General features: G+C 65.6%; 27 protein-coding genes, 1 pseudogene and 1 riboswitch. Of the genes and pseudogenes, 15 read left to right on the top strand and 13 right to left on the bottom strand.

The features are described from left to right. The first annotated feature begins 18 nt into the window (after positions 1-18). Positions 19-801 (top strand): crotonase/enoyl-CoA hydratase family protein, encoded by a 783-nt coding sequence (locus tag Q0L25_RS10595; protein WP_296614043.1) that lies wholly within the window; start codon positions 19-21, stop codon positions 799-801. Between the two features lie 5 nt (positions 802-806). Next, a pseudogene (locus Q0L25_RS21800) lies at positions 807-1,202 on the top strand (N-acetyltransferase family protein); the annotation flags it as partial. A gap of 93 nt (positions 1,203-1,295) precedes the next feature. Here the strand turns inward: Q0L25_RS21800 and Q0L25_RS10585 are convergent. Next, positions 1,296-1,721, bottom strand: a complete 426-nt coding sequence (locus Q0L25_RS10585; RefSeq protein ID WP_296614038.1) for a thioesterase family protein — start codon at positions 1,719-1,721, stop codon at positions 1,296-1,298. A gap of 179 nt (positions 1,722-1,900) precedes the next feature. Here Q0L25_RS10585 and Q0L25_RS10580 point away from each other — a divergent pair, with 179 nt between their 5' ends. Both Q0L25_RS10580 and Q0L25_RS10575 read left to right on the top strand, forming a co-directional pair. Beyond that, positions 1,901-2,353: a hypothetical protein gene (locus tag Q0L25_RS10580; protein WP_296614036.1), complete on the top strand. Its 453-nt coding sequence runs from the start codon at positions 1,901-1,903 to the stop codon at positions 2,351-2,353. 90 nt (positions 2,354-2,443) lie between these two features. Beyond that, positions 2,444-3,109 carry a nitroreductase gene (locus tag Q0L25_RS10575; protein ID WP_296615675.1) on the top strand — a complete coding sequence of 222 codons (666 nt, stop codon included), beginning with the start codon at positions 2,444-2,446 and terminating at the stop codon, positions 3,107-3,109. A gap of 35 nt (positions 3,110-3,144) precedes the next feature. On the opposite strand, the gene Q0L25_RS10570 is transcribed toward Q0L25_RS10575, so the two are convergent. Both Q0L25_RS10570 and Q0L25_RS10565 read right to left on the bottom strand, forming a co-directional pair. Continuing rightward, positions 3,145-3,459, bottom strand: coding sequence for a transcriptional regulator (locus tag Q0L25_RS10570; RefSeq protein WP_296614032.1), 315 nt, complete (start codon positions 3,457-3,459; stop codon positions 3,145-3,147). Next, a complete protein-coding gene (locus tag Q0L25_RS10565) occupies positions 3,443-3,886 on the bottom strand; it encodes a hypothetical protein (protein WP_296614031.1) in 444 nt (147 codons plus the stop codon). The genes Q0L25_RS10570 and Q0L25_RS10565 overlap by 17 nt, the downstream gene beginning before the upstream one ends. A gap of 428 nt (positions 3,887-4,314) precedes the next feature. Between Q0L25_RS10565 and Q0L25_RS10560 the strand changes: the two genes are divergently transcribed. The 10 genes from Q0L25_RS10560 (at position 4,315) to Q0L25_RS10515 (ending at position 12,317) form a co-directional block, all read left to right on the top strand. Beyond that, positions 4,315-4,953 (top strand): nicotinate-nucleotide adenylyltransferase, encoded by a 639-nt coding sequence (locus Q0L25_RS10560; RefSeq protein WP_296614029.1) that lies wholly within the window; start codon positions 4,315-4,317, stop codon positions 4,951-4,953. A gap of 8 nt (positions 4,954-4,961) precedes the next feature. Beyond that, positions 4,962-5,348, top strand: a complete 387-nt coding sequence (gene rsfS / locus Q0L25_RS10555) for a ribosome silencing factor (protein ID WP_296614027.1) — start codon at positions 4,962-4,964, stop codon at positions 5,346-5,348. Between the two features lie 146 nt (positions 5,349-5,494). Further along, a complete protein-coding gene (locus tag Q0L25_RS10550) occupies positions 5,495-5,917 on the top strand; it encodes a 23S rRNA (pseudouridine(1915)-N(3))-methyltransferase RlmH (protein WP_296614025.1) in 423 nt (140 codons plus the stop codon). Between the two features lie 4 nt (positions 5,918-5,921). Then, on the top strand, positions 5,922-7,100 hold the full coding sequence (locus Q0L25_RS10545; protein WP_296614023.1) for a murein hydrolase activator EnvC: 1,179 nt from the start codon (positions 5,922-5,924) through the stop codon (positions 7,098-7,100). Positions 7,101-7,159: 59 nt separating this feature from the next. Further along, a complete protein-coding gene (locus tag Q0L25_RS10540; protein ID WP_296614021.1) occupies positions 7,160-8,503 on the top strand; it encodes a S41 family peptidase in 1,344 nt (447 codons plus the stop codon). 7 nt (positions 8,504-8,510) lie between these two features. After that, a complete protein-coding gene (locus tag Q0L25_RS10535) occupies positions 8,511-8,981 on the top strand; it encodes a disulfide bond formation protein B (RefSeq protein WP_296614019.1) in 471 nt (156 codons plus the stop codon). Then, the gene (locus Q0L25_RS10530; protein ID WP_296614017.1) at positions 8,978-9,514 is read left to right on the top strand and encodes a demethoxyubiquinone hydroxylase family protein; all 537 of its coding nucleotides are present in this window, start codon (positions 8,978-8,980) and stop codon (positions 9,512-9,514) included. The genes Q0L25_RS10535 and Q0L25_RS10530 overlap by 4 nt, the downstream gene beginning before the upstream one ends. Before the next feature lie 26 nt (positions 9,515-9,540). Next, a complete protein-coding gene (locus Q0L25_RS10525) occupies positions 9,541-9,987 on the top strand; it encodes a hypothetical protein (protein ID WP_296614015.1) in 447 nt (148 codons plus the stop codon). A gap of 448 nt (positions 9,988-10,435) precedes the next feature. Continuing rightward, a complete protein-coding gene (locus Q0L25_RS10520) occupies positions 10,436-10,933 on the top strand; it encodes a DUF2306 domain-containing protein (RefSeq protein ID WP_296614013.1) in 498 nt (165 codons plus the stop codon). Positions 10,934-10,937: 4 nt separating this feature from the next. After that, a complete protein-coding gene (locus tag Q0L25_RS10515; RefSeq protein WP_296614011.1) occupies positions 10,938-12,317 on the top strand; it encodes a hypothetical protein in 1,380 nt (459 codons plus the stop codon). Positions 12,318-12,381: 64 nt separating this feature from the next. On the opposite strand, the gene Q0L25_RS10510 is transcribed toward Q0L25_RS10515, so the two are convergent. After that, positions 12,382-12,660, bottom strand: a complete 279-nt coding sequence (locus Q0L25_RS10510) for a hypothetical protein (RefSeq protein WP_296614009.1) — start codon at positions 12,658-12,660, stop codon at positions 12,382-12,384. 171 nt (positions 12,661-12,831) lie between these two features. Then, positions 12,832-12,913, top strand: a riboswitch (ZMP/ZTP riboswitch). 17 nt (positions 12,914-12,930) lie between these two features. Here Q0L25_RS10510 and Q0L25_RS10505 point away from each other — a divergent pair. After that, a complete protein-coding gene (locus Q0L25_RS10505; protein WP_296614008.1) occupies positions 12,931-13,629 on the top strand; it encodes a DJ-1/PfpI family protein in 699 nt (232 codons plus the stop codon). Here the strand turns inward: Q0L25_RS10505 and Q0L25_RS10500 are convergent. From Q0L25_RS10500 to Q0L25_RS10460, 9 genes are all read right to left on the bottom strand, one after another. Continuing rightward, complete coding sequence (locus tag Q0L25_RS10500) at positions 13,595-14,245, bottom strand: DedA family protein (protein ID WP_296614006.1); 651 nt, start codon at positions 14,243-14,245, stop codon at positions 13,595-13,597. The two genes, Q0L25_RS10505 and Q0L25_RS10500, sit on opposite strands and share 35 nt — an antisense overlap. A 34-nt stretch (positions 14,246-14,279) precedes the next feature. Then, entirely contained in the window at positions 14,280-15,359 is a 1,080-nt protein-coding gene (locus Q0L25_RS10495; protein WP_296614004.1) for a sulfotransferase, read from the bottom strand. After that, complete coding sequence (locus Q0L25_RS10490; RefSeq protein WP_296614002.1) at positions 15,310-15,711, bottom strand: hypothetical protein; 402 nt, start codon at positions 15,709-15,711, stop codon at positions 15,310-15,312. The genes Q0L25_RS10495 and Q0L25_RS10490 overlap by 50 nt, the downstream gene beginning before the upstream one ends. Next, positions 15,708-15,947, bottom strand: a complete 240-nt coding sequence (locus tag Q0L25_RS10485; protein ID WP_296614000.1) for a hypothetical protein — start codon at positions 15,945-15,947, stop codon at positions 15,708-15,710. Before Q0L25_RS10485 ends, Q0L25_RS10490 begins: the two co-directional genes overlap by 4 nt. Beyond that, a complete protein-coding gene (locus tag Q0L25_RS10480; protein ID WP_296613998.1) occupies positions 15,944-17,314 on the bottom strand; it encodes an arylsulfotransferase family protein in 1,371 nt (456 codons plus the stop codon). The genes Q0L25_RS10485 and Q0L25_RS10480 overlap by 4 nt, the downstream gene beginning before the upstream one ends. 159 nt (positions 17,315-17,473) lie before the next feature. Beyond that, on the bottom strand, positions 17,474-18,940 hold the full coding sequence (locus Q0L25_RS10475; protein WP_296613997.1) for a UdgX family uracil-DNA binding protein: 1,467 nt from the start codon (positions 18,938-18,940) through the stop codon (positions 17,474-17,476). Positions 18,941-18,950: 10 nt separating this feature from the next. After that, positions 18,951-20,198, bottom strand: a complete 1,248-nt coding sequence (locus Q0L25_RS10470) for a putative DNA modification/repair radical SAM protein (RefSeq protein ID WP_296613995.1) — start codon at positions 20,196-20,198, stop codon at positions 18,951-18,953. 59 nt (positions 20,199-20,257) lie between these two features. Further along, positions 20,258-21,244: an aspartyl protease family protein gene (locus Q0L25_RS10465; protein ID WP_296613994.1), complete on the bottom strand. Its 987-nt coding sequence runs from the start codon at positions 21,242-21,244 to the stop codon at positions 20,258-20,260. A 69-nt stretch (positions 21,245-21,313) separates the two neighbouring features. Next, complete coding sequence (locus tag Q0L25_RS10460) at positions 21,314-23,722, bottom strand: ligase-associated DNA damage response DEXH box helicase (RefSeq protein WP_296613992.1); 2,409 nt, start codon at positions 23,720-23,722, stop codon at positions 21,314-21,316. Positions 23,723-23,746: the final 24 nt, after the last annotated feature.

The raw sequence follows: 23,746 nt of genomic DNA, 5'->3' as shown, positions 1-23,746 counted from the left end.
GGGCGACGGAGCCCTATCATGAACGACCGCGTCACCATCAGCATCGCCGACCAGATTGCCGACGTCCGCCTCGCGCGGCCCGACAAGATGAACGCGATCGACCCGGCGATGTTCGAAGGGATCGGCGCGGCGATCGACTCGCTCGCGGGGCGAGCCGACGTCCGTTGCGTGGTGCTGTCGGGCGAAGGGCGAGCTTTCTGCGCCGGGCTCGACATGGTCAGCATGCAGGGCGGTGGCTCGGGGCTATCGTCGCGTGACCGCAACGACCAGGGCGCGATCCTGCCGCAGCACGTTTCCTGGGGTTGGCGCAACCTGCCGATGCCGGTGATCGCCGCGGTTCACGGCGTCGCGTTCGGCGGCGGGTTCCAGATCATGTCGGGCGCCGACATCCGCATCGCGCATCCGGGTAGCCGTTTCGCGATCCGCGAGACGTATTGGGGGCTCGTCCCCGACATGGCGGGCTTTCCGCTGTGGCGCAGCCTGGTCCGCGACGACGTCTTGCGCGAGCTCGTCTATACCGCACGCGAATTCGATGCCCAGGAGGCCCTGGCGCACGGCTTCGTCACCCGTATCGCCGATGACCCGCACGCCGCCGCGATGGACCTGGCACGCGAGATCGCCAGCCGCAGCCCCCATGCGATCCGCGGCGACAAGCGCCTGCTCAACATGATGCACGACGCCGATCCGGTGACGATGCTCGCCGCGGAGACCGAAGAGCAGGTGAAGGTGATCGGCAAGCCCAACATGATGGAAGCGGTCGCCGCCAACATGCAGAAGCGCGCCGCTGCGTTTCAGGACTGATCGCGATGGAATTGCGTGTCAGGCCGACGGTGCGTGCCGATGCCCCCGCGCTCGCCGAACTGCTCAACGAGATCATCGCCGCGGGCGGGACGACGGCCTATGAAACGCCGTTCACGCCCGAGAGCTTGGCGAAGGCCCATATCGACGGACCCCGCGTGATCACCAGCATGATCGCCGAGGATCAGGAGGGCTGTGCGATGGGCTTCCAGATCCTGCTCGCCAACGACAAACTCGGTTCCGATTGGGGCGATATCGGCACGTTCGCGCGCCGTGGATCGACCACGCGCGGAATCGGCTCGGCGCTGTTCGCCGCCACCAGGGCCGCGGCGATCGCGGCCGGGCTGAAAGCGATCAACGCGACGATCCGCGCCGACAATGAAGGCGGCCTCGCTTTCTATGCGAAGATGGGCTTCGCCGATTACGCCGTCGCGCGCGCCGTCCCGCTGATCGACGGCACCCCGGTCGACCGCATTTCGCGGCGCTACGACCCTGATTTAGGCCGGTTCGCGCACCAACCATTTTTCGAGTTCGGCGCGGAACGCCGGATCGATCTCGTCGACCCCGGTACTGACGATCGTCACGTCGCACGTGGCGAGCGGCTTCCCATCCTGCAGCGCCAAGTTCAGCGTCTGCCACGATCGCGTGCCGAGCCGCCCGATCCCGCTGACGATCGTCATCTCGGCGGGGAAATTGCCCTCCCCCAGGTAATTGATCTCGACATTGGCGACGAGCCCGCGGTTCCGACCCGGCCCCAAGGCGCTGAGCCTATGATAGAATCGCACCCGCGCCGTCTCGAACAGCGCCGCCCAGGCGACGTTGTTGATATGGCCGAGCACGTCGAGATCCTGGAAGCGGGTCTGGATGACGTCATGGTGCGGATAGGCGGCTGGATCGAGCCGCCAGGGTGCAGGGCGAGGCATGATCCGTCCTTGCCGACCGCTCTTGGACAAGTCGAGTCCCTTTGCCGGTATAACTTAGCGCATAGGTGATATGCCGGCCGGGTTGAATATTTTGAGTTCTATGCTCGACTAGAGCGATTTTAGTTGCACACGCCTTCGAATCGTAGGCTTCCTTTATAATCAACATTGGGGAGGTTACCATGAGTCGTGCCATGATTCTGGCGGCGGTCGGTGTAGCTTGTCTTACAGCGACCGTATCTATCGGCAAGCAATATACCGATTACACGCCACAAAAAGGCTTGTGGGAAGTCAACGCCATCGAGGTCGACCCCAATCACGTCGATGACTATTTAACAGGGCTTCGCAAGTCGCAGGTACCCGGGTTCGAAGTGATGAAGGCCCATGGGATCATCGATTCCTATAAGTTCCTCGTGCGCAACGGCTATAACAAAGGCGCCCCGAGCGTCCTCATCATGACCCACTTCACCAGCGCTGCGATGCTCGAACCCGATAAGGCGCGCGATCAGATGATCGAAAAGGAGATCCTCGCCAAGTTCAGCGAGGAAGAGGGCAAGATCGCGGTCGCCGGTTACGAGAAGTACCGCACGTTCGTCGACGACGGCCTGTGGTCCGAGATCACGATGGCGAAATAATGAACGTTCGCCCCGGGCGGCGCGTGCGTCCGGGGCAGTTGTCATATGATCCGACTTGCCGATCCGGCGCCGCCGGGCAAGGTTGGCGGCATGAATGTTTCGGATGCCATTGCGGCGCGCCGGTCGGTGCGCGGATTCCTCGACACGCCGGTCGACCTCGCCCTGCTTCACGACATCGCGGTGAAGGCCGCACGCGCACCCAGCGGGGGCAATATCCAGCCCTGGCATATCGACCTGGTGACCGGCGACAGCCTTGCCGAGCTCAAGGCGACCGTGGCCGCCAAGCTGATGGCGGGCGAGACCGAGACCCCAGGCTACGACATCTACCCGAAACAGTTCGTCGCGCCTTATCGCGCACGCACCTTCGCCGTCGGCGAGGCGATGTACGGCCAGATCGGCATTCCGCGCGAGGACAAGGCGGCGCGGCGAATGTGGTTCGCGCGCAATTTCCAGTTCTTCGGCGCGCCCGCGGCATTGTTCTGCACGGTCGACCGGCGGATGGGCCCACCGCAATGGTCGGACCTCGGCATGTACCTTCAGAACATCATGCTGCTCGCGGTCGAGGCCGGCTTGGCGACCTGTCCGCAAGAATGCTGGGCAATGTATCCCGAAACGATCGAGCGCTTCCTCGGCACGCCCGCCGATCGCATGCTCTTTTGCGGCATGGCGATCGGATACGAGGATAAGGAGGAGCCCGCCAACCGCCTGCGCACCGAACGCGCGCCGGAAGAGGAATGGCTGAGCATCCGCGAATAGGGGCCGCAAAAACGCTTCCGGCGGCGGCCGATCGATCAACCGCCCGCAACGATCCGTTGCAGCGCCGCGACATGATCGTCGAACACCTTGCGGCCGGCGCGCGTGAGGCTGGCCCAAGTACGCTGACGGCCGTCGAGCGCGGCCTTGCGCAGCGAGATGAACCCCGCGTCGGACAAGGCAGCGAGGTGCTTCGACATCACCGAATCGCTGCTGGCGGTGATCTCCTTCAGCCGCGCGAACTCGGCCTCCTGCGCCTGTGCCAGCACCGCCATAACCTGAAGCCGTGCCGGGGCCTGGAGCAGCGGCTCGAACCCGGCGATCGGGTTGAAGGCCTCAGGCACCGAGTTCACGGACGAACACTCGTTGCCAGATCGTGCTGCCGATATAGCCGATGACAAACGACGCCGCGGCAAGCGCCAGGCTGACCGTCGGCTGGCTGCGGTCGAGCGCGAAATAGCAGCTCGCCGCGTAGAGCAGCAAGATCAACGCCAGCATCGGAAAGGCGACCATCCGGGTCCTGCCGCGGCGATAGCCGTTGACGAATACGCCAAGGCGGCGGCGGTCCGATTGCACGATCAGCGCAATGGCGACGAAGATCAGCGCCAATACGACGAAGCGCAGCGACAGCGGTGCGGCGGGCGTGGCGACGAGCGCCGCCATGATCCCTGCAAATGCCGCGTGGCGCCAGGGCGGGCACGCCGCGAGCCGCGCCAGATCCTGCTCGGCCGCGCCCTTCGCCATCAACGCCATGCGGGCCTGTTCCTCGATCGTGGTCATCATCGATTCCTCACTTTCCAATGCGGAAAGAGATAAGCCTGACTTTCCGGATTGGCAAGTTAAAACTTTCCGTGTTGGAAAATGATGGCCGGAGAGGTGCTATGGGCGAAAACTCCCTCTCCCCTTGTGGAAGAGGGAAGGGGCCCGCTCGCGCAGCGAGTGGGAATGGTGAGGGGGAGTCACGGGCGACTTGGCTTGTGACTCCCACTCACCCTTCCGCGCCTTCGCCGCTCCCTCCCTCTCCCACAAGGGGAGAGGGTCAGGGAAGGGCACGTTCGAAGGACGCCGAGCATGACACGCCCTCCCCCAGCCCCTCCCGCAAGCGGGAGGGGAGTACCGCTAACGCCCCTTGCCCGCTCGCCGCCGCCCGTCCACAGAGGGGCGATGAGCCAGTCCGCTCCCGCGCCCAAGGCATTGTCCGGCATCTGATGGCGGGAGCATTGCGCGTCGGGCTGTTGGGCGGGTCGTTCAATCCCGCGCATTCGGGGCATCGGGCGATCAGCCTGGCGGCGATCAAGGCGCTGGGGCTCGACGAAGTCTGGTGGCTGGTGTCGCCCGGCAATCCCCTGAAAGACAAGGCGACCGACATGGCGCCGTTCGCGGTGCGCTTCGCGTCCGCCCGCGCGATGGCCGGGCATGCGCCGATCCGGGTCACCGCGATCGAACAGCGGTTGGGCACGCGCTATACGGTCGACACGCTGTCCAAACTGCAGCGCCTGTATTCGCGGATCGACTTCATCTGGTTGATGGGCGAGGACAATCTGATCAATTTCGACCAGTGGAAGGGTTGGCGCCATATAGCGAAATCGATCCCGATTGCGGTTATCGCGCGGCCGGGCTATGATCATGCTGCCCAGGCGGTGCCCGCCATGGGTTGGTTGCGGCGCTTTTTCCGGCCCGTACACCAGGCGAAGAACTGGACGACGTGGAGATTGCCAGCCCTCGTGCTGCTTCGTTTCCGCCCTGACTCCACCTCAGCCACCAGGCTGCGTTTGGCCGATCCGGCCTGGCAGCGCCGTTTTCTTCGCCGATCCAACGACACCGATCCTCCTTCCTCCGCACCATAGGACCCACATTGGCCACTAACCCGCACGCGTACCGCTCGTCCGACCCTCAAGGGGCCGAGACGTTGCACCAGCTTGTCCTGTCCAGCCTGGACGACGACCAGGCGGTCGACACGATCTCGATCCCGCTCGCCGGCAAGTCGTCGATCGCCGATCACATGGTTATCGCCAGCGGCCGATCGACGCGCCAGGTCGCGTCGATGGCGCAGAAGCTCGCCGAGCGGATCAAGGCCGAAACCGGCCGTGGCCCGCGGATCGAAGGCCTGCCCACCGCCGACTGGGTGCTGATCGACGCCGGCGACGTCATCGTCCACCTGTTTCGGCCCGAGGTGCGGACGTTCTATAATCTCGAGCGGATGTGGGCGTTCGGCGACGGGCCGTCGGGTTCGTCGCACTGACGGCAGAAGGCGGATGGGATGAGCGGGCCTCATCCCGAAACGTCACCCCGGACTTGTTCCGGGGTCCAAGCTTCCGCAACGGCGTCGTTCCGTTGTTGCACGTTGGATGGCGGCACAGGGCCGGCATGACGGGAAGGGTCTAGTCGATGCTCCTCCACATCGTCGCGCGGGGGCGGATCGGAAGGAGCCCCGAGGCGGAGCTGGTCGACCGCTACCTCAAGCGCGTCAGCTTCCCGACACGCATGACCGAATTGCCCGATACCGGCGGCAAGATACCGGCGATCGAGCCGCAGACGCGCATCGTCATGCTCGATGAAACCGGCGACACGCCAGGATCGATCGCCTTTGCCGGCAAATTGGGTAAATGGCGCGACGACGGCGTGCGCGAAATCCGCTTCCTGATCGGCGCGGCGGACGGCTTTTCGGCCGAGGAGCGCAAGGCCGCCGACTGGCTCGTGTCGTTCGGCCGGCTGACCTGGCCGCACATGCTGGCGCGCGCGATGCTGGCCGAGCAATTGTGGCGCGCCAGCTCGATCCTTGCCAACCATCCCTATCATCGCGAAGGGTAGCGCGATGCGCGCCGCCTGGACTCTTGCCTTGCTCCCGATCGCCGCCGCGTTCGCCGCGAGCCAGGGCAACGCCCAATCCGATCTGGCCGACCAGCAGCGCCGCTTGCTCTCCGCCCGGGCGCAATCCGCCGCCGCCGCCGAGCGCGCCGCGAAACTCGACGCCGCGGCCAAGGCCGAGCAGAATGAAGCCGCCAAAGCGCGCGCCGAGGAAGAAGCGATGGGCGCGCGGATCCAGCAGGCACAGGCCGATATCGCCGCGGCGAGCGCGCGGGTGACGTTGGTCGACCGGCTGCTCGCCGACCAACAGGCACGGCTCGCGACGCAACAAGGGCCGATCGCGCGGCTGATCGCGGCCTTGTGCTCGCTGGCGCAGCGTCCCGACGCGGTCAGCGTGATGCAGCCGGGCTCGGTCGCCGATCTGGTCCATGTCCGCGCCGTGATCGGCAGTACGCTTCCGCTGGTGCGCGCACGCACTGCCGGGCTGCGGGCCGACCTGGACAATACGCGCCGACTACGCGCCGACGCCGCGCTTGCCGCGCGCAGCCTGACCGAAGGTCGCCGGCGGCTGGAGAGCAATCGCATCGCGCTAGCCCGGCTGGAAGCGGAGCATCGCCTGAAGTCGCAGGATCTCAGCCGCTCCGCGCTGGCGGAAAGCGACCGCGCGATCGGCCTTGGCGAACGCGCTCGTGACCTGGTCGACACCATGCAGGTGACCACAGACGCCGCGGCGACGGCGCGGTCACTGGCGGCACTGCCGGGGCCATTACCCCGCCCCGGCGACGGCACCGCGCCTGCATTGTCGTGGACGGCCGCCAGCGCACCGTATCGCGTTCCGGTCACCGGCAGATTGATCACCGGGTTCGGCGAAGTTTCTTCGGAGGCCGGCGTCACCTCGCGCGGGCTCACCTGGGCAGTGCCGGGGGGCGCCGACATCGTAGCGCCCGCCGCCGGCAAGATCGTCTTTGCCGGGCCGTTTCGCGATTACGGCACGATCGTCGTGATCGATCATGGCGGCGGCTGGAGCACCACGTTGATCGGGTTGGGCGCCTTGTCCGTCGCGACCGGCCAACGCGTCGGCCAGGGCGCATTGCTGGGCGCGGCACCGCCGGGCGACGACCGCCAAGTCACTGCCGAATTGCGCCGCAAGGGCCGTCCGATCGATCCGGTACCCCTGACTGGCTAGGCCGATCGAATATCGCTACATGACGGACGAGTTGAGCAAGATCGGAACGCAGTAACCCCATGGCCCGTGCTTTTACCTGGCTCCAGGCGACCGCCATCGCCGGCGCCATCGCTCTCGTCCCAACCGCGACCGCGGCGATGGCGGCAGCCGATGGCGACACGTATCGCGAGATCGACCGGTTCATGGAGGTCTTCAATCAGGTCAAGAAGTCCTATGTCGACAAGGTCGACGACAAAACGCTGATCCGCGGCGCGATCGACGGCATGCTCAACAGCCTCGACCCGCATTCGTCGTACATGGACGCGGTCGATTTTCAGAACATGAAGATTCTGACCGAGGGCAATTATGGCGGCCTCGGACTGTCGGTCACGATGCAGGACGGCGCGGTCAAGGTCATTGCGCCGCAGGAAGACACGCCCGCCTTCCGCGCCGGGATCAAGGCCGGCGATTACATCACCCATATCGACGGACAGCTGATCTATGGCGAGACGCTGGACGAGGCGATCACCGCAATGCGCGGCAAGCCCGGCACCAAGATCGCGCTGACCCTGGTCCGGCCGGGCCGCGACAAGCCGATCGACGTCAGCCTGGTCCGCGAGATCATCGTCCAGAAGCCGGTCAAATGGGAAGTCCGTGACGGCATCGGCTATATCAACATCAACACTTTCTCCGAGAATACCGGAGCCGACGTCCGCTCGGCGATATCGAGCATCGACAAGTCGCTGGGGCACAAGCCGCTAGGCTATGTCGTCGACCTCCGCGACAATGGCGGCGGTCTGCTGACCCAGGCGATCGAGGTGTCGGACGCTTTCCTGTCCTATGGTGAGATCGTCAGCCAACGCGGCCGCGACGCCGCGGATATCGAGCGCTATTATGCCAAGCCAGGCGATCTGGCGAACGGCTTGCCGGTGATCGTGCTGACCAATGCCGGCACCGCGTCGGCCTCCGAAATCGTCGCTGGTGCGTTGCAGGACCACCACCGTGCACTGATCATGGGCGAGCGCAGCTTCGGCAAGGGATCGGTCCAGACGCTGCTGCAACTCGACGACACCAGCGCGCTCAGGCTCACCACCGCGCGTTACTATACGCCCTCGGGCCGGTCGGTGCAGGAAGGTGGCATCCGTCCCGACATTGCGGTGCCGCAGATTTCGGACCCCGATTACAAGTCGCGGCCAGTGTTCCGCGAGGCCGATCTGCGCAAGCATCTGGTCAATGAGGTCAAGGCCGACAACGCCATCCTCGAAGAGGATACCAAGACCGATCCACGCTTCGCCGCGACGCCGGAGGAGTTGAAGAAGAAGGGCGTGACCGACTTCCAGCTTTGGTACGCGCTGCAGACGATCGGGCGGCTGGCCAAGGTGCCAGCCGTGACCACCGCGGCGGCGACGCCGAAGAAGCACTGAGGCCGGGATGACCTCGTTTCAAAAGGCCCGCTTTTTGGCATTGCTGATCCCCGCCGCGTTGCTCGCCGGCGCCTGGGGATTCCAGCTGATCGGCCATCTCTACCCGTGCGAGATGTGCCATTGGCAGCGCTGGCCGCATTACGCCGCGCTGCCGATCGCTTTGCTGGCGTTCGTGCCGGGCATGCCGCAGCGGCCGCTGGTCGTGCTGGCGGCGATCGCGATCGCGATCAGCGGCGCGATCGGGGTCGCGCATGCCGGGGTCGAATATCATTGGTGGCAGGGCTTCACACCGTGCACGTCCACTTTCAGCAGCGGCGGCGACACGCTGAGCGCGATCATGAACGCGCCGGTTGTGCGGTGCGACGCGCCGCAATGGACCTTTGCCGGAGTCTCGCTGGCGGGATTCAACGCAGTGATTTCGCTCGGCGGTGCGCTGGTCATCCTGTTCCTGCTGACCCGCCGGAGCCGAACGGCATGAGTCGCTGGCGCCCCGGCGATCCCCGGCCGCGGACCGACTCGATGATCCGGGTCGACCAGGCCGGCGAATATGGCGCCACGCGCATCTATGCCGGACAATTGGCGATCATGGGCGACCGCACGCCGGCCGCGCGGGAAATCGCCGGCATGGCGCGGCAGGAGGAACGCCACCGCGCCTTCTTCGACACGATGATCGCCGATCGCGGGGTGCGCCCCACCCTGCTCCAGCCCTTCTGGACGGTCGCCGGCTTCGCGCTGGGCGCGGCGACCGCGGCAATCGGCCCCGAAGCCGCGATGGCCTGCACCGCGGCGGTCGAAACCGAGATCGACAAACATTATTCAGAACAGCTTCAGCAATTGGGCGATAGCGATCCCGCAGTGTCGGCGGCGATCGCGGAATTCCAGGCCGAGGAGGTCGAGCATCGCGAGACCGCCCTGGCGCACGGTGCGGAATCGGCTCCGGCCTATCCGCTGATGTCGGCGCTGATCCGGCTCGGCTGCCGGGTAGCGATCGAGACCGCCAAGCGTTTCTAGGCGCCGGGCGGGAGGAGGAGACGAGGATGCGTAACTTTGCCCTGGGCCTGCTGGCCGCGACGATCGTCGCGATGCCTGCCGCCGCACAGGTGGCCGGCCCGGGCGTGCCGCCGCCGCCCAAACCGACCACGCCCGGCCCGGTGTCGCGCAACGCGCCGGTCAACGGTGTGCTGGTGCTCTACGGCAACGAACAATGCCCGACCGACCGCGACGGCAACGAGATCGTCGTCTGCACGCGCCGCGACGCCGCCGAACAATATCGCGTTCCCAAGGAATTGCGCAATTTCAAGATCACGCCCGAAAATCAGAGTTGGGCCTTGCGCGCGCAAGGCACGCTCGACACCGGCGCATCGGGAATCGGCTCCTGCTCGGCGATCGGCCCGGGCGGATCACTCGGCTGCTCACAACAGCAGTTCAAGGAAAGCAAGCAGTTCAACAAGGACCGCAAGGCCGCCGAGGAAGAAGGGAAATAGGTTCAGTTGCCCCTCTCCTTCAGGCGAAGGTGAGGGTGGGCCTATACTCTTGGCGACTTGCTTGTGGCGCTGCCCCCCGGAGCAGGACAATCGCATATGGGTGGCAAGCTGACTCGTTGCCATTCTCGGCGTTCTTCGTTCCAGGAGTGCGCCGCCCGAAGTTGAACGGGATTGCGCTTCCCCGTTCGTCATGCCGGGCCCGTCCCGGCATCCACCGTGGCACCTGACCAACGGCCGCTGGAAGCGCGGCGCCGTGGATGCCGGCACAAGGCCGGCATGACGATTGAGGCTGACTGTTGCGATCCTCCGCTCGCCTTCACCGCATCCGGTTCCGTAGGGTTTCCTCCGCTTCCGAAGAGACAGGGATAATGCCAAGCGGATTGCCCATTCGGGCCGCCAACCCTAGGGTTTGACTGCGTAAACCGGGGGACCCATGGCGACATTATTCATGAAGGCCGATCGGAAGGTCGGCTCTATCGCGCCCAATGGCTATGACAAGCTGCTCGCTGGCGCGGCGGGGGTGCTGTTGGCTGCGGTGATCGTCGCGCTCGCCCGCGGCTACGCGCAATGGCCCCAGGTCCCGGCGATCGTCTGGGCGCATCTATTCACCGTGCTCGTCTCGCTCGCGCTAACGCCGTGGATGCTGCTCAGGCCGCGTAGGACCAAGACCCATCGCCTGTTGGGCAAGATCTGGGTGGCGGCGATGGTCGCGACCGCCGCGCTCAGCCTCTTGGTCAAGACGATCAATCCCGGCCATTTCAGCATCATCCACATTCTGTCGATCTTCACGCTGATCATGGCGCCACGCGTGTGGCTGACGGCGCGCGCGCATCAGGTGGCGAGGCACCGCGCGACGGTACGCGGGCTGGTGACCGGTGCGCTGCTGATCGCGGGATTCTTCACCTTGCCGCCGTTCCGGCTGCTCGGCGGCTGGCTGTTCGGATAAACGCATGGCGCGGACGCGATTGCTGCTGTTCGCGCTGGTCTGGTTGTCCTGCGTCTGGTTCGGGTCTTGGGCGCTCAATCCCAATAACGCGACGCGGATATACGCCGGCATGGCGCTGGTCGAACGCGGCGACGCGCGGATCGATCAGTATCAGGCGCTGACGATCGACAAGGCCGAGTTCGACGGCCATGTCTATATGGACAAAGCACCGGGCATGACCTTGTTGTCGCTGCCGGCGATGGCGCTGGCCGACAAGATTGGCCCGCCGATCGAATATATCCCGCCCACCCTCTACGACGCGCGGTTCGAGCATCTCGTGACCGTGCGGTTGCGGCTGGCGGTGGCGATGGTGAGCGCCCTCATCGCCGCGCTCGCCGCCCTCGCGATGCACGATCTCGGATTGCGGCTGACGGGGAGCGCGAGCGGCGCGCTGGTCGCGAGCCTGGGCTTCGCGCTGGGCACGCCGATCTGGGGCTGGTCGACGACTCTGTTCGGGCATGCACCGGTGGCCGGGCTGTTCGTGATCGCGGTCTGGGCTTTGTGGCGCGCGGGCGAAGGGCACGCGATACGCTTGGCGGCGATCGGCGGCGCGGCGTTGGGACTGGCGGTACTGATCGAATTCGAGGCGGCGTTGGCGGGATCGGTAATCGCGATCTGGGGGGCGCTGCGTCTGTGGCGTGTCGATCGGCGTGCGGTCGCCGCAGCGGCAGCCGCCGGCCTGATGACATTGCTGGTACCGTTCACGGCCTACAACATGATCGCGTTCGGCACGCCCTTCCGGCTCGGCTATCAGGGCGTGGTCGGCTTCGCCGGAATGAATGAGGGCCTGTTCGGCCTGACGAGCCCCAAGCCGATGGTGTTGCTCAAGATCCTGGTCGGGATGCGCCGCGGATTGCTGTGGGTGGCGCCCGTGCTCGTTCCTGCCGGGATCGGATTGTGGCTGCTCGGTCGTAAGCACCGTGGACTGGCGCTGATGCTGGCAACGGCGGCCCTGACCGTGTTGCTGGTCAATTCGGCCTATGTCTATTGGGACGGCGGCCATTCGACCGGCCCGCGCCATTCCGTGCCCGCGATCGGGCTGATCGCGATCGGTCTGGCGCCGTTCTGGGCAAGCCTGCGCTATGGGTGGGAGCGTGTGGTAACGGTCGGGGCGTTGCTGATATCGGTGACGATCAACCTGATGATCGCGGCGGCGAACATCACCACGCCGGATACCTATCGCTTTCCGCTGGTCGATCCGATTCTGACCGACTGGCGGGTGGGCATGCTAAGGACGCTGCCGAGCGATCTCCTCGGATGGAGTCCGATGGCCGGAGCAAGTACGTATTTGCTGATAGCCGTGAGCTTGGCTTTGCTCTTGGTCAGGCGAATGCGGGCAACCTAGCTTGGCCCGGACCACGTCGGACGGACAGCATTATCGCCCGCAGATCGCAATCGCGAGGCGCGGCCTAGGGCTTTTTCGCGTAGATGCTGCACCAGCCGTTGGGCGACACGGCACCATCGACCACCTTGCAGGCAGCCGGCGGCTGGAAGGACGCACAGGTCGCGCATTTGGCGGCGCCTTTCGGCATGTCCTGATAGCTCACAACCTTCTTGGAAACCTTGCCTGCGGCTATCCCCGGGGACGCGAGGGCCCCGGCCACCGCGATGCCCGTACCGACAAAGGCGAATGTCAGCAGATTGCGGCGAGAAAGATCGCCTGTTTTGTCCTGTCCATCACCGGCCATGTCCCGAACCCCCAACTGCCGCCGGCTTCTGCCCGCAATGCGGATTGCCGACGGCTGGCGATCTCGGACTTCCGCTGCTGGAGCGATACTGGGGAAAGTACGTAACCGGGCCGAACGCGCGGCGTCGATGACATCACCGTGATTGCGATCCTCTCCCGGCCACGATACCGTTCATCGCTGCGTGACTGGCGAAACCGTGGGGCACCACAGGGGAGCGCGGCCTGGACCAATGCCGCTCGCCTGGGCATCCTCTCGACAAGGAGTCTGCTCATGGCCAGCATCCCGCCGATTTCCGTTGCTTTCCTGCTGTTCCCCAACGTCACCCAGCTCGATCTGACCGGCCCGGCGCAAGTGCTGTCACGGCTGGGCAACGTGACGCTCGATTTGGTGTGGAAGGATCGCGCGCCGATCGCGACCGATGCCGGCTTCGCGATCGTGCCGACCGCGACCTTCGCCGAAGTCCCGCGTGCCGATATCCTGTGTGTGCCCGGCGGAATGGGCGTGACAGAGGTGATCGCCGACGATCAGGCGATGGCTTGGGTCCGTGCGGTCGGCGCCGAGGCGCGCTGGGTGACGAGCGTATGCACCGGATCATTGATCCTGGGCGCGGCAGGTCTGCTGAAAGGCTATCGCGCGGCGACGCATTGGTCGTGGCGCGACTATCTGGCGATGTTCGGGGCAGAGATGCTGCCCGAGCGCGTCGTGGTCGACCGCAACCGCGTGACCGGCGGCGGCGTAACCGCCGGAATCGACTTCGCGTTGACCTTGATGGCGGAGGTGCGCAGCCCGGAATTCGCCAAGGCGGTGCAGCTCAGCCTGGAATATGATCCAGCGCCGCCGTTCGACGCTGGGTCGCCCGAGAAAGCCGGCCCCGAGCTGGTCGCGACCTATCAGCGGCGAGTTGCGCAACTGGCCCCCGATCGGGAGGAAAAGTTCAGGGCCGCGGCGGCGCGTCTGGACTTTTCCTGACGCCGCGCAGGCGGTGCCACAGATAGAAGGCGATCGCCGCCACCAGCACCACGGCGATCGCCACGTCGGCCGAGTGGAACGCCGCCTTCAATCGCGGGTCGCTATCCCATGCCTTGCCCAGCTTCATGCCGATCCAGGCGAGCCCGAAGCACCACGGCCAGGACCCGAGAAAGGTGTAGATGTGGAACGGCACTAGCCGCATCCGTGCGACACCTGCGGGAAAGGCGATGAACGAGCGGATTACCGGCAACAGCCGGCCGATCAGCACCGCGATCGAGCCCCACCGTTCGAAGAATCGGTCGGCGGCATCGATCTCGCCGGGTCCGACCAGCACATACTTGCCCCATTTGAGCGCGAGCGGGCGGCCGCCCCGCTTGCCGATCTCATAGGCGACGATCGAGCCGAGGTTGCAGCCGATCGCGCCTGCGGTCGCCGCCAGGAACAGGTCGAACCGACCGGTCGACACGAGATAGCCGGCGAACGGCATGATGATTTCCGACGGCAGTGGGATGCATGCGCTCTCGATCGCCATCAGCAGTACGATGCCGAGATAGCCGCCGGTCGAAATGACCCAGATGGTGAAGCCTGCGAGGACGGCGAGGATTTTCTCGATCATGGGACCGGTCGATGCGCAGAATGGCCGGTTGGGGTCAATCGGCAATCGGGAGCGGTATTCCTAATTGGCGCGCGGCCAGCTGACGATGGACCGCACGCGCCTCGGCGAGGACGTCACCGCTCACGCCCTCCACCGCATGGACCGGCGGCGGTCGGAGGCCATCGCCCGAGCCCAGTTTTACTCCGGCCGCGGCGGCGATCCGCGCGACGCCTGCGGCCGGCTGCGCGCACAGCGCATCGTAATCGACGAATACTTGCCGCGCGCCGACCCCCTCTGGCTGATCGAGCAGCAAGCGGTGGACCGCGCTCCAGATCGCCAGCCAATAATCGATCCGGTCGGTCGGCTCGCTGGCGGCGGGCGCGCCCCGAATCAGCGGGGGTCGGTGGCTGCGGCCGAATTCGTAATGGCCGAGCCAGCGCATATAGCTGGCGCGGAACGGGTCGGCGCGGCCGAGATCGACCGCGCGGCGATGCTGATTGAGCAGCGATGCCGCTTGTTGCAGCGGATCGCGAAACGGATGGATCAGCACCGCGTCGGGGAATGCCGCGACGATTCCGCCGAGCCGCAGCGCATTGGCGTTGTTCTTCGACAGATAACGCGGGCGATCGTACCGATGGCACACCAGAGCGACGAGATCGCGGAAGGATTCGACGCTATCGGGCAGCGGATCGTGCGGATGGAGATGGCTGCGCGTGATGTAGCGCTTGCCCTCGGTCGTGCGCCAGAACACTTCCTCGATCGCTTCCGGGCTGTCGAGATCGTGCGCAATGCCGTCGCCATGTCCGCGTTCCCGCGCCGCCACGTCGTGCCGCGATCGCCTGCTCATCTTCAGCCAGCTATTGGGCGCGAGCGGGAACGGCATGTCTCGATAGGTGAGCGAGGCGAACTGGCCGCTGTCGTGGAGCAATCGAAGCAGGATCGTGGTCCCGGCACGCGCCAGCCCTGTGACGAATACCGGCGCGGCACTTTCCCTGGCGCGTGCCGCCGTGGCGTATCGCGCGCGCTCGAGATCGAACGAGAGATCGAGCACCGCCGGGTTCATCGCCAGGCGGTGGAGCAGGCGGTCAGCGCGGCTGTAGCCGCCGCCGGCCGATCCGCCATCGGGCGAGGACATAGATCAGACTCACGAAAAGAATGAGGAGGCGCGCTTGCCAGTCGAAAAAGGCGGCGCGGACGCCGAGCGGCAAGGCCCCGTCGATCAGCAGCAGCAGGACGACCGGTGCGATCACCATCGCCAGGACGGCCCCCGCGCTCAATGACGACGCCATCATGCGACCCGCCAGGATGCGCGTCGCGCGCTCCTTCAGATGATCGGATACGCCACGCCGGGCGAGTATTGCGCCGGCGCGGCGGCCCAGGTCGGCAAGCGTGGCGAAACGCGGAACGATGCGCAGCCGGCGCGCGAGTTCGCCCGCCGCGACGATCGCGCCGAGCAGCAGCGCTATCGGTGCGAGCGCCCCAGTCATACGTTGCCGTCGCGTCGCCGGGATGGCGCGGCCGGGCCCCGGCGCAGGCCGCGGACCATCCGCTTGACCGGATACCAGATCAGCGAGACCGTCATCAGGAAAACCGAACCGACGATACCGAGCACGACGCCAATCGCGCCGAGCCCGACGCCGGGCCCGCTATAGGCTTGAGCGATCGTCGGAATCATCGTTAGCAGGATCGCGCCGGTCAGCGCGGAGATGCGGTGGGGGGTCATGTGCATTGCTCCCTGGCGGTGGCCGCCTCGACGGCGGAACGGACCCCGGGATCGCCGGGGTCGAGATAACGGCTCCAGCTCAGCCATAAACGGCGGCCGGAGGGGTCGGCGGAAACGTAGCGCCAGCGCAGGCTGCCGTCGGGGGCGATGCGCATCAGCTGGCCGCGCTCGGTCTCCTCGACCATTACATCGCCGTTCGGCAGCGGGGTAGCGCGGCCCTGGGTCGCGGTGGTGATGCCGCGCACCGCGAAGGTGGCGGCCAGCGGCGAACTCACCTTGTCGGTCGCCAGATCATAGATCAGCAGGCGGCTGTTGCCGTCGACGCGGCGCCCCGCCACGCCCCAGCGCACGTGGTTGTCGAACACCATGATGCGATGATCGTCGAGGATCGAGACGTCATGCTGCGCCGACCACGGCCCCGCGCGCGTCCACAGGATGCGGCCGGTCGACGGACGGTAAAGCGCGATCAGCGACATGTTGCGGAGCGACAGGATGACGTCCCCCCGCTGCCAATATGGGCCCGTGGTCAGCACCGGTTCGATGTCGTTGAGGTGGAACGGATCCTCTTCATAGGGGCGGCCGCGCCACAGCCCGCCCAGATCGTTGCGATCGAGGATGTCGATCAATCGCTCGACGCGGATCAGCCGCCCCTTCTCGTCGACCTGCGCCAGCGCCTCGTCGGCGAATTTGGCGCCGACACCGGGCACGTTGGAGCGCGCCAGCCGATAGGGAATCCACAAGCTGCCGTCGGCGGCGCGCTCGAGCGAATGGTGGAAAATACCGTCGATCACCCAGCGCGGCCGGCCGCAACCGTCGATCCGCGACAAAGGCGTATTGTCGTGGATCAACAGGTCGCCATTGGCGAGCAGCATCGGGTGCATTGGCCGCATGCGGTCGACGCTCTTGTCACGATTGAGGTCGACGATCGCCGAATGAAAACGCGATCGTGCATTGATCGCCGCGACATCGGGCAGCCATTCCTTGAGGATGCGGCCGTCGGACAAGCGGATCAGCTGGACCGTTGCGCGGCCGCGTTGGGTGTCATACGGCGTGATCAACGCATAACCCGGATCGACGAACGACCGCGCGGCATTGCGCCGGAAGCCGGCGGGAAGTTTCGCGTAAGGCGGCGTGGAGAATGGCGCGGCGCCCTTCCACCAATCGCCGATCGTGTCCGGTATCTCGGCGATCTGCGCCGCTGCGACGCCCAGCGCGCCATGCTTCTCCGCGCTGCGGGCGAGCGCCGCCACCGCGACGATCAGGATTAGCGATACGTTGAAGACGAGAACGAGCATCCAGAGCGGCACGCGGCGCGCGAGCAACGGCGTCGCCCGCCGCTCGTTCGCGGCGCTCTCGTCGCGAGCCATCTTCAGCCCGCTCGCTCTGAGTTCCGGCCGCGGCCAGCCGTCATGTCGTCCCCTTCGTCGCGCTGCGGCCGGGCTAAGCGCGATTTGTCGCACAAGTTTGTCACTGGGACAGGGGCATTGCCCTTATCGCGACGCTGTTCGTGTCGGGGGTTGGCGGGCTCAGCCGCCGACGCGCTTGGCTACAGCTTTCAAATCATCGACGAATTTGGCGAATTCCGCATGCCGCGCGTCCTCGTCAGGCAACCGCAACAGGAAGCTGGGATGCACGGTGATCCATCCTTCGCCGCCCCCGGGCAGGTCGTGCACGCGTCCGCGTTCGCGGCTGATCGTCATCGCCTTGCCGAACAAGGACCGCGCCGCGGTCGCGCCGAGCGCCACCGTCACGCGTGGCTTCACCAGCGCGAGTTCCTGTTCGATCCACCAGCGGCAGGCGGTGATCTCGCCGGCATCGGGCTTGGAATGGATGCGGCGTTTGCCGCGTTGCTCGAATTTGAAATGCTTGACCGCATTCGAGACATAGACGCGCGCCCGGTCGATCCCGGCCTCCGCCAGCGCACGGTCGAACATCTGCCCGGCCGGGCCGACGAACGGCTTTCCGGCCAGATCCTCCTGGTCGCCGGGCTGCTCGCCGACAAAGACCAGGTCGGCATCGACCGGCCCCTCACCGAACACGGTTTGCGTCGCGTGTTTGTAGAGATCGCAGCGACGGCAATGCATCGCTTCGTCGCGCAACGCCGCCCATGCCGCCTCGACATTGTCTCCGGTCTTTGCGCGTGCCGTCGCGACCATCACCTGCTCCCGTGCCTGCGCCCCCGCGATCAACCCCGGTACCAACGCCGTTTCGGGCATGTTTTTCCAATATTTGCGCGGCATTTCCTTGAGCATCGCGCCGACCTTGAGCCGCGCCGGGTTGAAGATCGACGCATAATAGGCCTTCCACACCGCCTCGATTGGATCGCCCTCCGGCGCGTCCGCTTTCGAGGCGCCGGGGCCCTGGCTGAGCCGTTTGCCGTCCCAGTGGATCGAGATTTCCGGCGTCAGGATCGACCAGCGCATCGTCGCGAAACGATCGACGAAAAAGCCGGCATTGGCGCGAACTATGTGATGCTCGGGCTCGAACCAAGCGATATAGCGTGTCCCAGTGCCGTTTTGGGCGGTGCCGGCCCGCTCCCCCACCCGACCGCCCACAGCATAATTTGGGTGGTCGGGTGGGGGAGCGGGCTGGTGCGGGACTTCGCGAAAGCGCAAAAAAGCGCGCATCTTGTGGATGTCGCGCCGCACGGCTTTCGCCAGCCCTTCGATCTTACGGACAAGGGGATCGGCCTGATCTTCCATCAGGCCAGGCTCTCTTAGCACCCGGTCGAGCAAGGTATGAAGCAAGGCGAAACGCTGACGATCGGAATGAAGGATCGCCGAGCGCGCGAGGTCGATAAAGGCGCGCGGCACCGAGAACGCGCCGCGATCGGCGGGGACCACCGGCATCTGCCCGGTGAACAGCTGGCCGGGATCGTCGTCGCCGACCTGCCACACGACCTGATCGGGCGGCACCTGATCGAGCACCAGGCCGCGCACGGCATCCCTCCAGCCGTCGAAATCGTCCTCCGCCTCCAGCGTGACGATTCGCATCAGAATCCCCTCAACCGAACAGCTCCATCTGCTTCGGCTTGGGCGCGACGAGCGCGCGAAGATCCGCCTTGTCGGCGAGGGCGACCGGTTTCCAGTCGCTGGCGATCAGGAACGGACGGACCTTCGCCACCGAGACGGTCAGCCGGCCGATATCGGCGAGCGCGAGCCGCCGCCATTGCCGCGCGGCGAGGATGCGATCGACCGCGCGCGTACCGAGTCCCGGCACACGCAATAGTGCCTCGCGCGGGGCACGGTTGACGTCTACCGGAAAGCGATCGCGGAACTTGAGCGCCCAAGCGAGCTTGGGGTCGATGTCGAGCGGCATCATGCCGGTGGAGTCGTCGGCCGCGGCTGCAACCTCGTCGGGCTTGTAATCGTAGAAGCGCATCAGCCAGTCGGACTGGTAGAGCCGATGCTCGCGCATCAGCGGCGGGCGCTTCAACGGCAGCACCGCGCTGGCGTCGGGGATCGGCGAAAATGCCGAATAATAGACGCGGCGGAGGCCGAACTTGCCGTAGAGGCCCGCAGCGCGCGTGACGATGTCGCGGTCGGTCGCGGCGTCGGCGCCCACGATCATCTGGGTCGACTGGCCGGCGGGCGCGAAGCGCGGCGCGGATTTGTAGCGGCGGGTGGCGTCGTCGGCATCGACGATGTCGCGCTTCATCCCCGCCATGGCGCCTTCGATCCGCGTCGCGTCCTTTTCGGGCGCAAGCCGTTCGAGCCCGGCACGGGTCGGCAGTTCGACATTGATCGAGACGCGATCGGCGTGGAGCCCGGCGCGATGGACCAGTTCGGGATCGGCATCGGGAATGGTCTTGAGGTGAATGTAGCCGCGAAAATCGTGATCCTCACGCAGGCTGCGCGCCACTTCGACGATCTGTTCCATCGTGTAATCGGACGAGCGGATAATACCCGAGGAGAGGAATAGGCCCTCGATGTAATTGCGCCGGTAGAAAGCGAGTGTGAGCTGGACCACTTCATCAGTGGTGAAGCGCGCGCGGCGGACGTTCGAGCTCTTCCGATTGATACAATAATGGCAATCGAACACGCAGCTGTTGGTCAGCAGAATCTTGAGTAACGAGATACAGCGACCGTCGGGCGCGTAGGCGTGGCAGATGCCCATGCCCTGGTCGGTCGACCCGATCCCCTTGCCGCCACGCGAATCGCGCTTGACCGATCCCGAGGACGCGCACGAGGCATCGTACTTGGCGGCATCGGCGAGGATTTCGAGTTTCTGACGCGTGTCGAGCTGGGCCACTTGTTCCTTATATGTTCTCCAACCCAGTGTGTCACTGACCTGCGTCAGCTATTGAGATACTAAGTTCTGATACTTCGGCATGCCGCGCTGGTGCGGCACGTATCGTGTACGTCTATTCCCTTGTGCGCCATCGTGAAGCCGACTTCCCGGTTGACGAAATCGAGCTCTACCCGACTGAAAAGCTTAAGCGAACTCATGCCAAGGATGAGCGCCGGCTTATCGCGCAATCCGAAACGGCCGAATGGCGGCACATCGGCGAACACCATGCCGAAATTGTTGAAGTTGACAGAACCAACCCGCACGTCGCTGACCGTCACGAAATCAGAGGTGAATGAGCGGCCAGTCACAGCCGTAACGACAATCGGACCGTAAGAACGGGGAGCTCGCTTGGCGAGCCTGAGCATCGCGCTGTTGCCCACGCTGAGCCACGATCCAGTATCGATGACCACGGCGATCGGTTGGCCGTTGAACCAGGCCTTTGTCACGATCAGCTGCCCAGTACGCGATCGCGCCGATATGACGACGTCGCCCGATGCGTGCCGGCGCGCACGTTTCAGAACCATTCGCTTCCGGTAGAAATCCAGTACGATGGATTGGCCCTGAAGCGCATCGATGCCCAACATGCCGGGCGCGCCGATATCGGCCATCAATAGCTGCGGCGCTTCCATGCCGCTGGTGCCGAGCGCGCCCGCGCTCAACGACGGCACCTTGACCGTGGCGACGTCGGCCGGGCCGGTGAAATCGAACACCCGCGCCGGTTGTCCAAGGGGCAGTTTTAGAAATCCGGCCAATTCACGCGAGACCACCGACCGCTCGGCGCCGGTATCGACAACGAACGGAAACGGTCCGTGCGCGCCGATCAGTACCGGCACGGTCATCCTGTCGCTGCGCTCACGGAAATTGAGGATATCCAGGCTGGCGCTGGCAGCGGCGGAGGGCGGTTGGGGGGCGGCGACAGGCGCGGGCGCTGCAATCTGCTGCGCGGCCAGGCTCGATGCAGCCAGAGCGACGGCGCTCATCGTCAGCAGGGGAATGAACCCGCGCATGTCCGGATCATACGCCCGTTTCGGACGTGTACAAAGCGGATAATACGCCCCCGGAGACCAGTCCTGAAACTAGTCGAGCCGCATCGCCTCTTGCGCGAGGCTCTCCGCTTCCGACAGCAGTGCATCGTCGGCGAGGCCAGTCGCGACATTCTCTCGCCCGATCAGCGTCAGCACCGGGACCGCCAGCGGCGATACGCGGTCGAGCGTCACGTGCAACATCGTGTTACCGGCGCGGTCGAGGAGATCGGCGAGGCGCCCGACATCGGTCATCCGTGCGCGGGCATCGGCCCAAGCGGCCTGAAGCAGCAGATGGCCGGGCTCGTATTTGCGCAGCACGTCATAGATCAGGTCGGTCGAGAAGGTGACCTGCTTGCCGGTCTTGCGCTTGCCGGGATGCTGGCGCTCGACCAGACCGCCGATCACCGCGACCTCGCGAAAGGCGCGCTTGAGCAGATGCGATTGCTGCACCCAATCGACGAATTCGTGCTCGAGGATATCGGGCGAGAACAGACTGGCCGGATCGGTTACCGGATCGAGCGAATAGCAGCCGATGGCATAGTCGCTGGCGACGAATCCCAGCGGTTTCAGTCCCTGCGTCTCCATCCGCCGGGTGAGCAACATGCCGAGCGACTGGTGCGCGTTCCAGCCCTCGAAACTATAGGCGACCATGTACTGGCGGCCGTCCCGCGGAAAGGTCTCGATCAGCAATTGCCCGGGTTCGGGCAGGCGCGACCGGTAGGACTGCACTTCGAGCCACTCGCGTACATCATCGGGGAATCGCGCCCATTCCTCGGGATGTGCGAGGAAGCCGCGCACGCGATCGGCAAGGTGAGTCGAGATCGGCATGCGCGCGCCGCCATAGGTCGGGATCCGCGCCGGCCGAGTCGAAGCGCGGACCAGCACATCTTCGGTATCGATCCGGATCACCTCGCAGCTCATTCCGGCGAAGAAGAAGGTATCGCCGTTCGACAAAGTGGCGGCAAAGCTTTCCTCAACCTTGCCGAGCAGGCGGCCGTTCTTGAACCGCACGTTGAGCATCGCCGCCTCGACGATGATCCCGGCATTGAGGCGATGCTGCTGGACGAAACGCGGGTGGCTGACACGCCACGTCCCGTCGGGCTCCTGCGTCAGCCGCTTGAAGCGATCATAGGCGCGCAGGGCGTATCCCCCGTCGCGGATGAAGCCGAGCACGCGCTCGAACGTCTCCGCATCGAGCGCCGAATAAGGCAGCGCGCCTTGCACTTCGCTCAGCATCTCGACGCCCTGGAATGGCGCGGCGCAGGCGCAGGCCATGACGTGTTGCGCGAGCACGTCGAGCGCGCCCGGTCGGAAGGGCTCGTTGTCGAGTTCGCCCATCTCGACCGCGTCGATCGCCGCGCGTGCTTCGAGATATTCGAAGCGATTGCCCGGAACGATGATCGCCTCGCTCGATTCGTCGAGGCGGTGATTGGCGCGGCCGATCCGCTGGAGCAGGCGCGACGATCCCTTGGGCGCGCCCATCTGGATCACGCAATCGACATCGCCCCAGTCGACGCCGAGGTCGAGACTGGCGGTGGCGACCAAGGCGCGCAACTGACCCGCGGCCATCGCGCTTTCGACCTTGCGCCGCGCTTCTTTCGACAGGCTGCCGTGATGCACGCCGATCGGCAGCGACATCAGGTTCACCTTCCACAAATCCTGGAAAATCAACTCGGCCAGGCTGCGCGTGTTGCAGAAGACGATCGTGGTGCGGTGGGTCTCGATCTCCGCCATCACCTGTTCGGCGGCGTAACGCCCCGAGTGGCCAGCCCAGGGAACACGTCCCTCCGGGAGCAGGATGGCGATGTCGGGCTCGGCACCGGGCTCGCCGAGCACGAGGTCGACCCTGTCGATATCGCCATCGGGCGCGAGCCAGGCGCGATAGGCGTCGGGATCCGCGACGGTCGCCGAAAGCGCGGCGCGGCGCATGTCCGGCGCGATCCGCTGGAGCCGCGCCATGCACAGCGACAAAAGGTCGCCGCGCTTGCCGCTGGCGAAAGCGTGGACTTCGTCGACCACCACCCGCTTGAGTCCAGCGAACATCAGGAAGCTGTCGGGATAGCTGAGCAGCAGCGACAGCGATTCGGGTGTGGTCAACAGGATCTGCGGCGGCCGCACGCGCTGGCGCGCCTTGCGGTCGCTCGGCGTATCGCCGGTGCGCGTCTCGACGCGGATATCGACCCCCATTTCTTCGATCGGCGTCAACAGGTTGCGCTGCACGTCGACCGCGAGGGCCTTGAGCGGCGAGACATAGAGCGTGTGGAGGCCCTCACTCGGAGATTCTATCAATTCGGCCAGGGTGGGCAGGAACCCGGCGAGCGTCTTGCCGGCGCCGGTCGCCGCGACCAGCAGCGCGTGATGCCCGGCGCGCGCGGCGTCGAGCATCTCCAACTGATGCCGCCGCGGCCGCCACCCACGTTCGGCGAACCAGTCGGTCAAGGGCTGAGGGAGAGAACTCACCCGACGGATATAGGGTGCGAGCCG

Origin of the sequence: Sphingomonas sp. (assembly GCF_024508665.1) — a bacterium.
In the GTDB taxonomy this organism is placed as follows: Bacteria; Pseudomonadota; Alphaproteobacteria; order Sphingomonadales; family Sphingomonadaceae; genus Sphingomonas.
This window is presented reverse-complemented; position numbering and strand designations above follow the sequence as displayed.

Bases quoted from the DNA above. Each gene is read 5' to 3' on its own strand.
- Q0L25_RS10540 (WP_296614021.1), top strand. From the start codon at position 7,160: ATGGCCCGTGCTTTTACCTGGCTCCAGGCGACCGCCATCGCCGGCGCC.
- Q0L25_RS10560 (WP_296614029.1), top strand. From the start codon at position 4,315: ATGGCGGGAGCATTGCGCGTCGGGCTGTTGGGCGGGTCGTTCAATCCC.
- Q0L25_RS10490 (WP_296614002.1), bottom strand. From the start codon at position 15,711: ATGACTGGGGCGCTCGCACCGATAGCGCTGCTGCTCGGCGCGATCGTC.
- Q0L25_RS10480 (WP_296613998.1), bottom strand. From the start codon at position 17,314: ATGGCTCGCGACGAGAGCGCCGCGAACGAGCGGCGGGCGACGCCGTTG.
- Q0L25_RS10500 (WP_296614006.1), bottom strand. From the start codon at position 14,245: ATGATCGAGAAAATCCTCGCCGTCCTCGCAGGCTTCACCATCTGGGTC.
- Q0L25_RS10525 (WP_296614015.1), top strand. From the start codon at position 9,541: ATGCGTAACTTTGCCCTGGGCCTGCTGGCCGCGACGATCGTCGCGATG.
- Q0L25_RS10510 (WP_296614009.1), bottom strand. From the start codon at position 12,660: ATGGCCGGTGATGGACAGGACAAAACAGGCGATCTTTCTCGCCGCAAT.
- Q0L25_RS10515 (WP_296614011.1), top strand. From the start codon at position 10,938: ATGGCGCGGACGCGATTGCTGCTGTTCGCGCTGGTCTGGTTGTCCTGC.
- Q0L25_RS10585 (WP_296614038.1), bottom strand. From the start codon at position 1,721: ATGCCTCGCCCTGCACCCTGGCGGCTCGATCCAGCCGCCTATCCGCAC.
- Q0L25_RS10545 (WP_296614023.1), top strand. From the start codon at position 5,922: ATGCGCGCCGCCTGGACTCTTGCCTTGCTCCCGATCGCCGCCGCGTTC.
- Q0L25_RS10465 (WP_296613994.1), bottom strand. From the start codon at position 21,244: ATGCGCGGGTTCATTCCCCTGCTGACGATGAGCGCCGTCGCTCTGGCT.
- Q0L25_RS10550 (WP_296614025.1), top strand. From the start codon at position 5,495: ATGCTCCTCCACATCGTCGCGCGGGGGCGGATCGGAAGGAGCCCCGAG.
- Q0L25_RS10485 (WP_296614000.1), bottom strand. From the start codon at position 15,947: ATGACCCCCCACCGCATCTCCGCGCTGACCGGCGCGATCCTGCTAACG.
- Q0L25_RS10520 (WP_296614013.1), top strand. From the start codon at position 10,436: ATGAAGGCCGATCGGAAGGTCGGCTCTATCGCGCCCAATGGCTATGAC.
- Q0L25_RS10595 (WP_296614043.1), top strand. From the start codon at position 19: ATGAACGACCGCGTCACCATCAGCATCGCCGACCAGATTGCCGACGTC.
- Q0L25_RS10575 (WP_296615675.1), top strand. From the start codon at position 2,444: ATGAATGTTTCGGATGCCATTGCGGCGCGCCGGTCGGTGCGCGGATTC.
- Q0L25_RS10535 (WP_296614019.1), top strand. From the start codon at position 8,511: ATGACCTCGTTTCAAAAGGCCCGCTTTTTGGCATTGCTGATCCCCGCC.
- Q0L25_RS10475 (WP_296613997.1), bottom strand. From the start codon at position 18,940: ATGCGAATCGTCACGCTGGAGGCGGAGGACGATTTCGACGGCTGGAGG.
- Q0L25_RS10495 (WP_296614004.1), bottom strand. From the start codon at position 15,359: ATGTCCTCGCCCGATGGCGGATCGGCCGGCGGCGGCTACAGCCGCGCT.
- Q0L25_RS10580 (WP_296614036.1), top strand. From the start codon at position 1,901: ATGAGTCGTGCCATGATTCTGGCGGCGGTCGGTGTAGCTTGTCTTACA.
- Q0L25_RS10505 (WP_296614008.1), top strand. From the start codon at position 12,931: ATGGCCAGCATCCCGCCGATTTCCGTTGCTTTCCTGCTGTTCCCCAAC.
- Q0L25_RS10530 (WP_296614017.1), top strand. From the start codon at position 8,978: ATGAGTCGCTGGCGCCCCGGCGATCCCCGGCCGCGGACCGACTCGATG.
- Q0L25_RS10565 (WP_296614031.1), bottom strand. From the start codon at position 3,886: ATGACCACGATCGAGGAACAGGCCCGCATGGCGTTGATGGCGAAGGGC.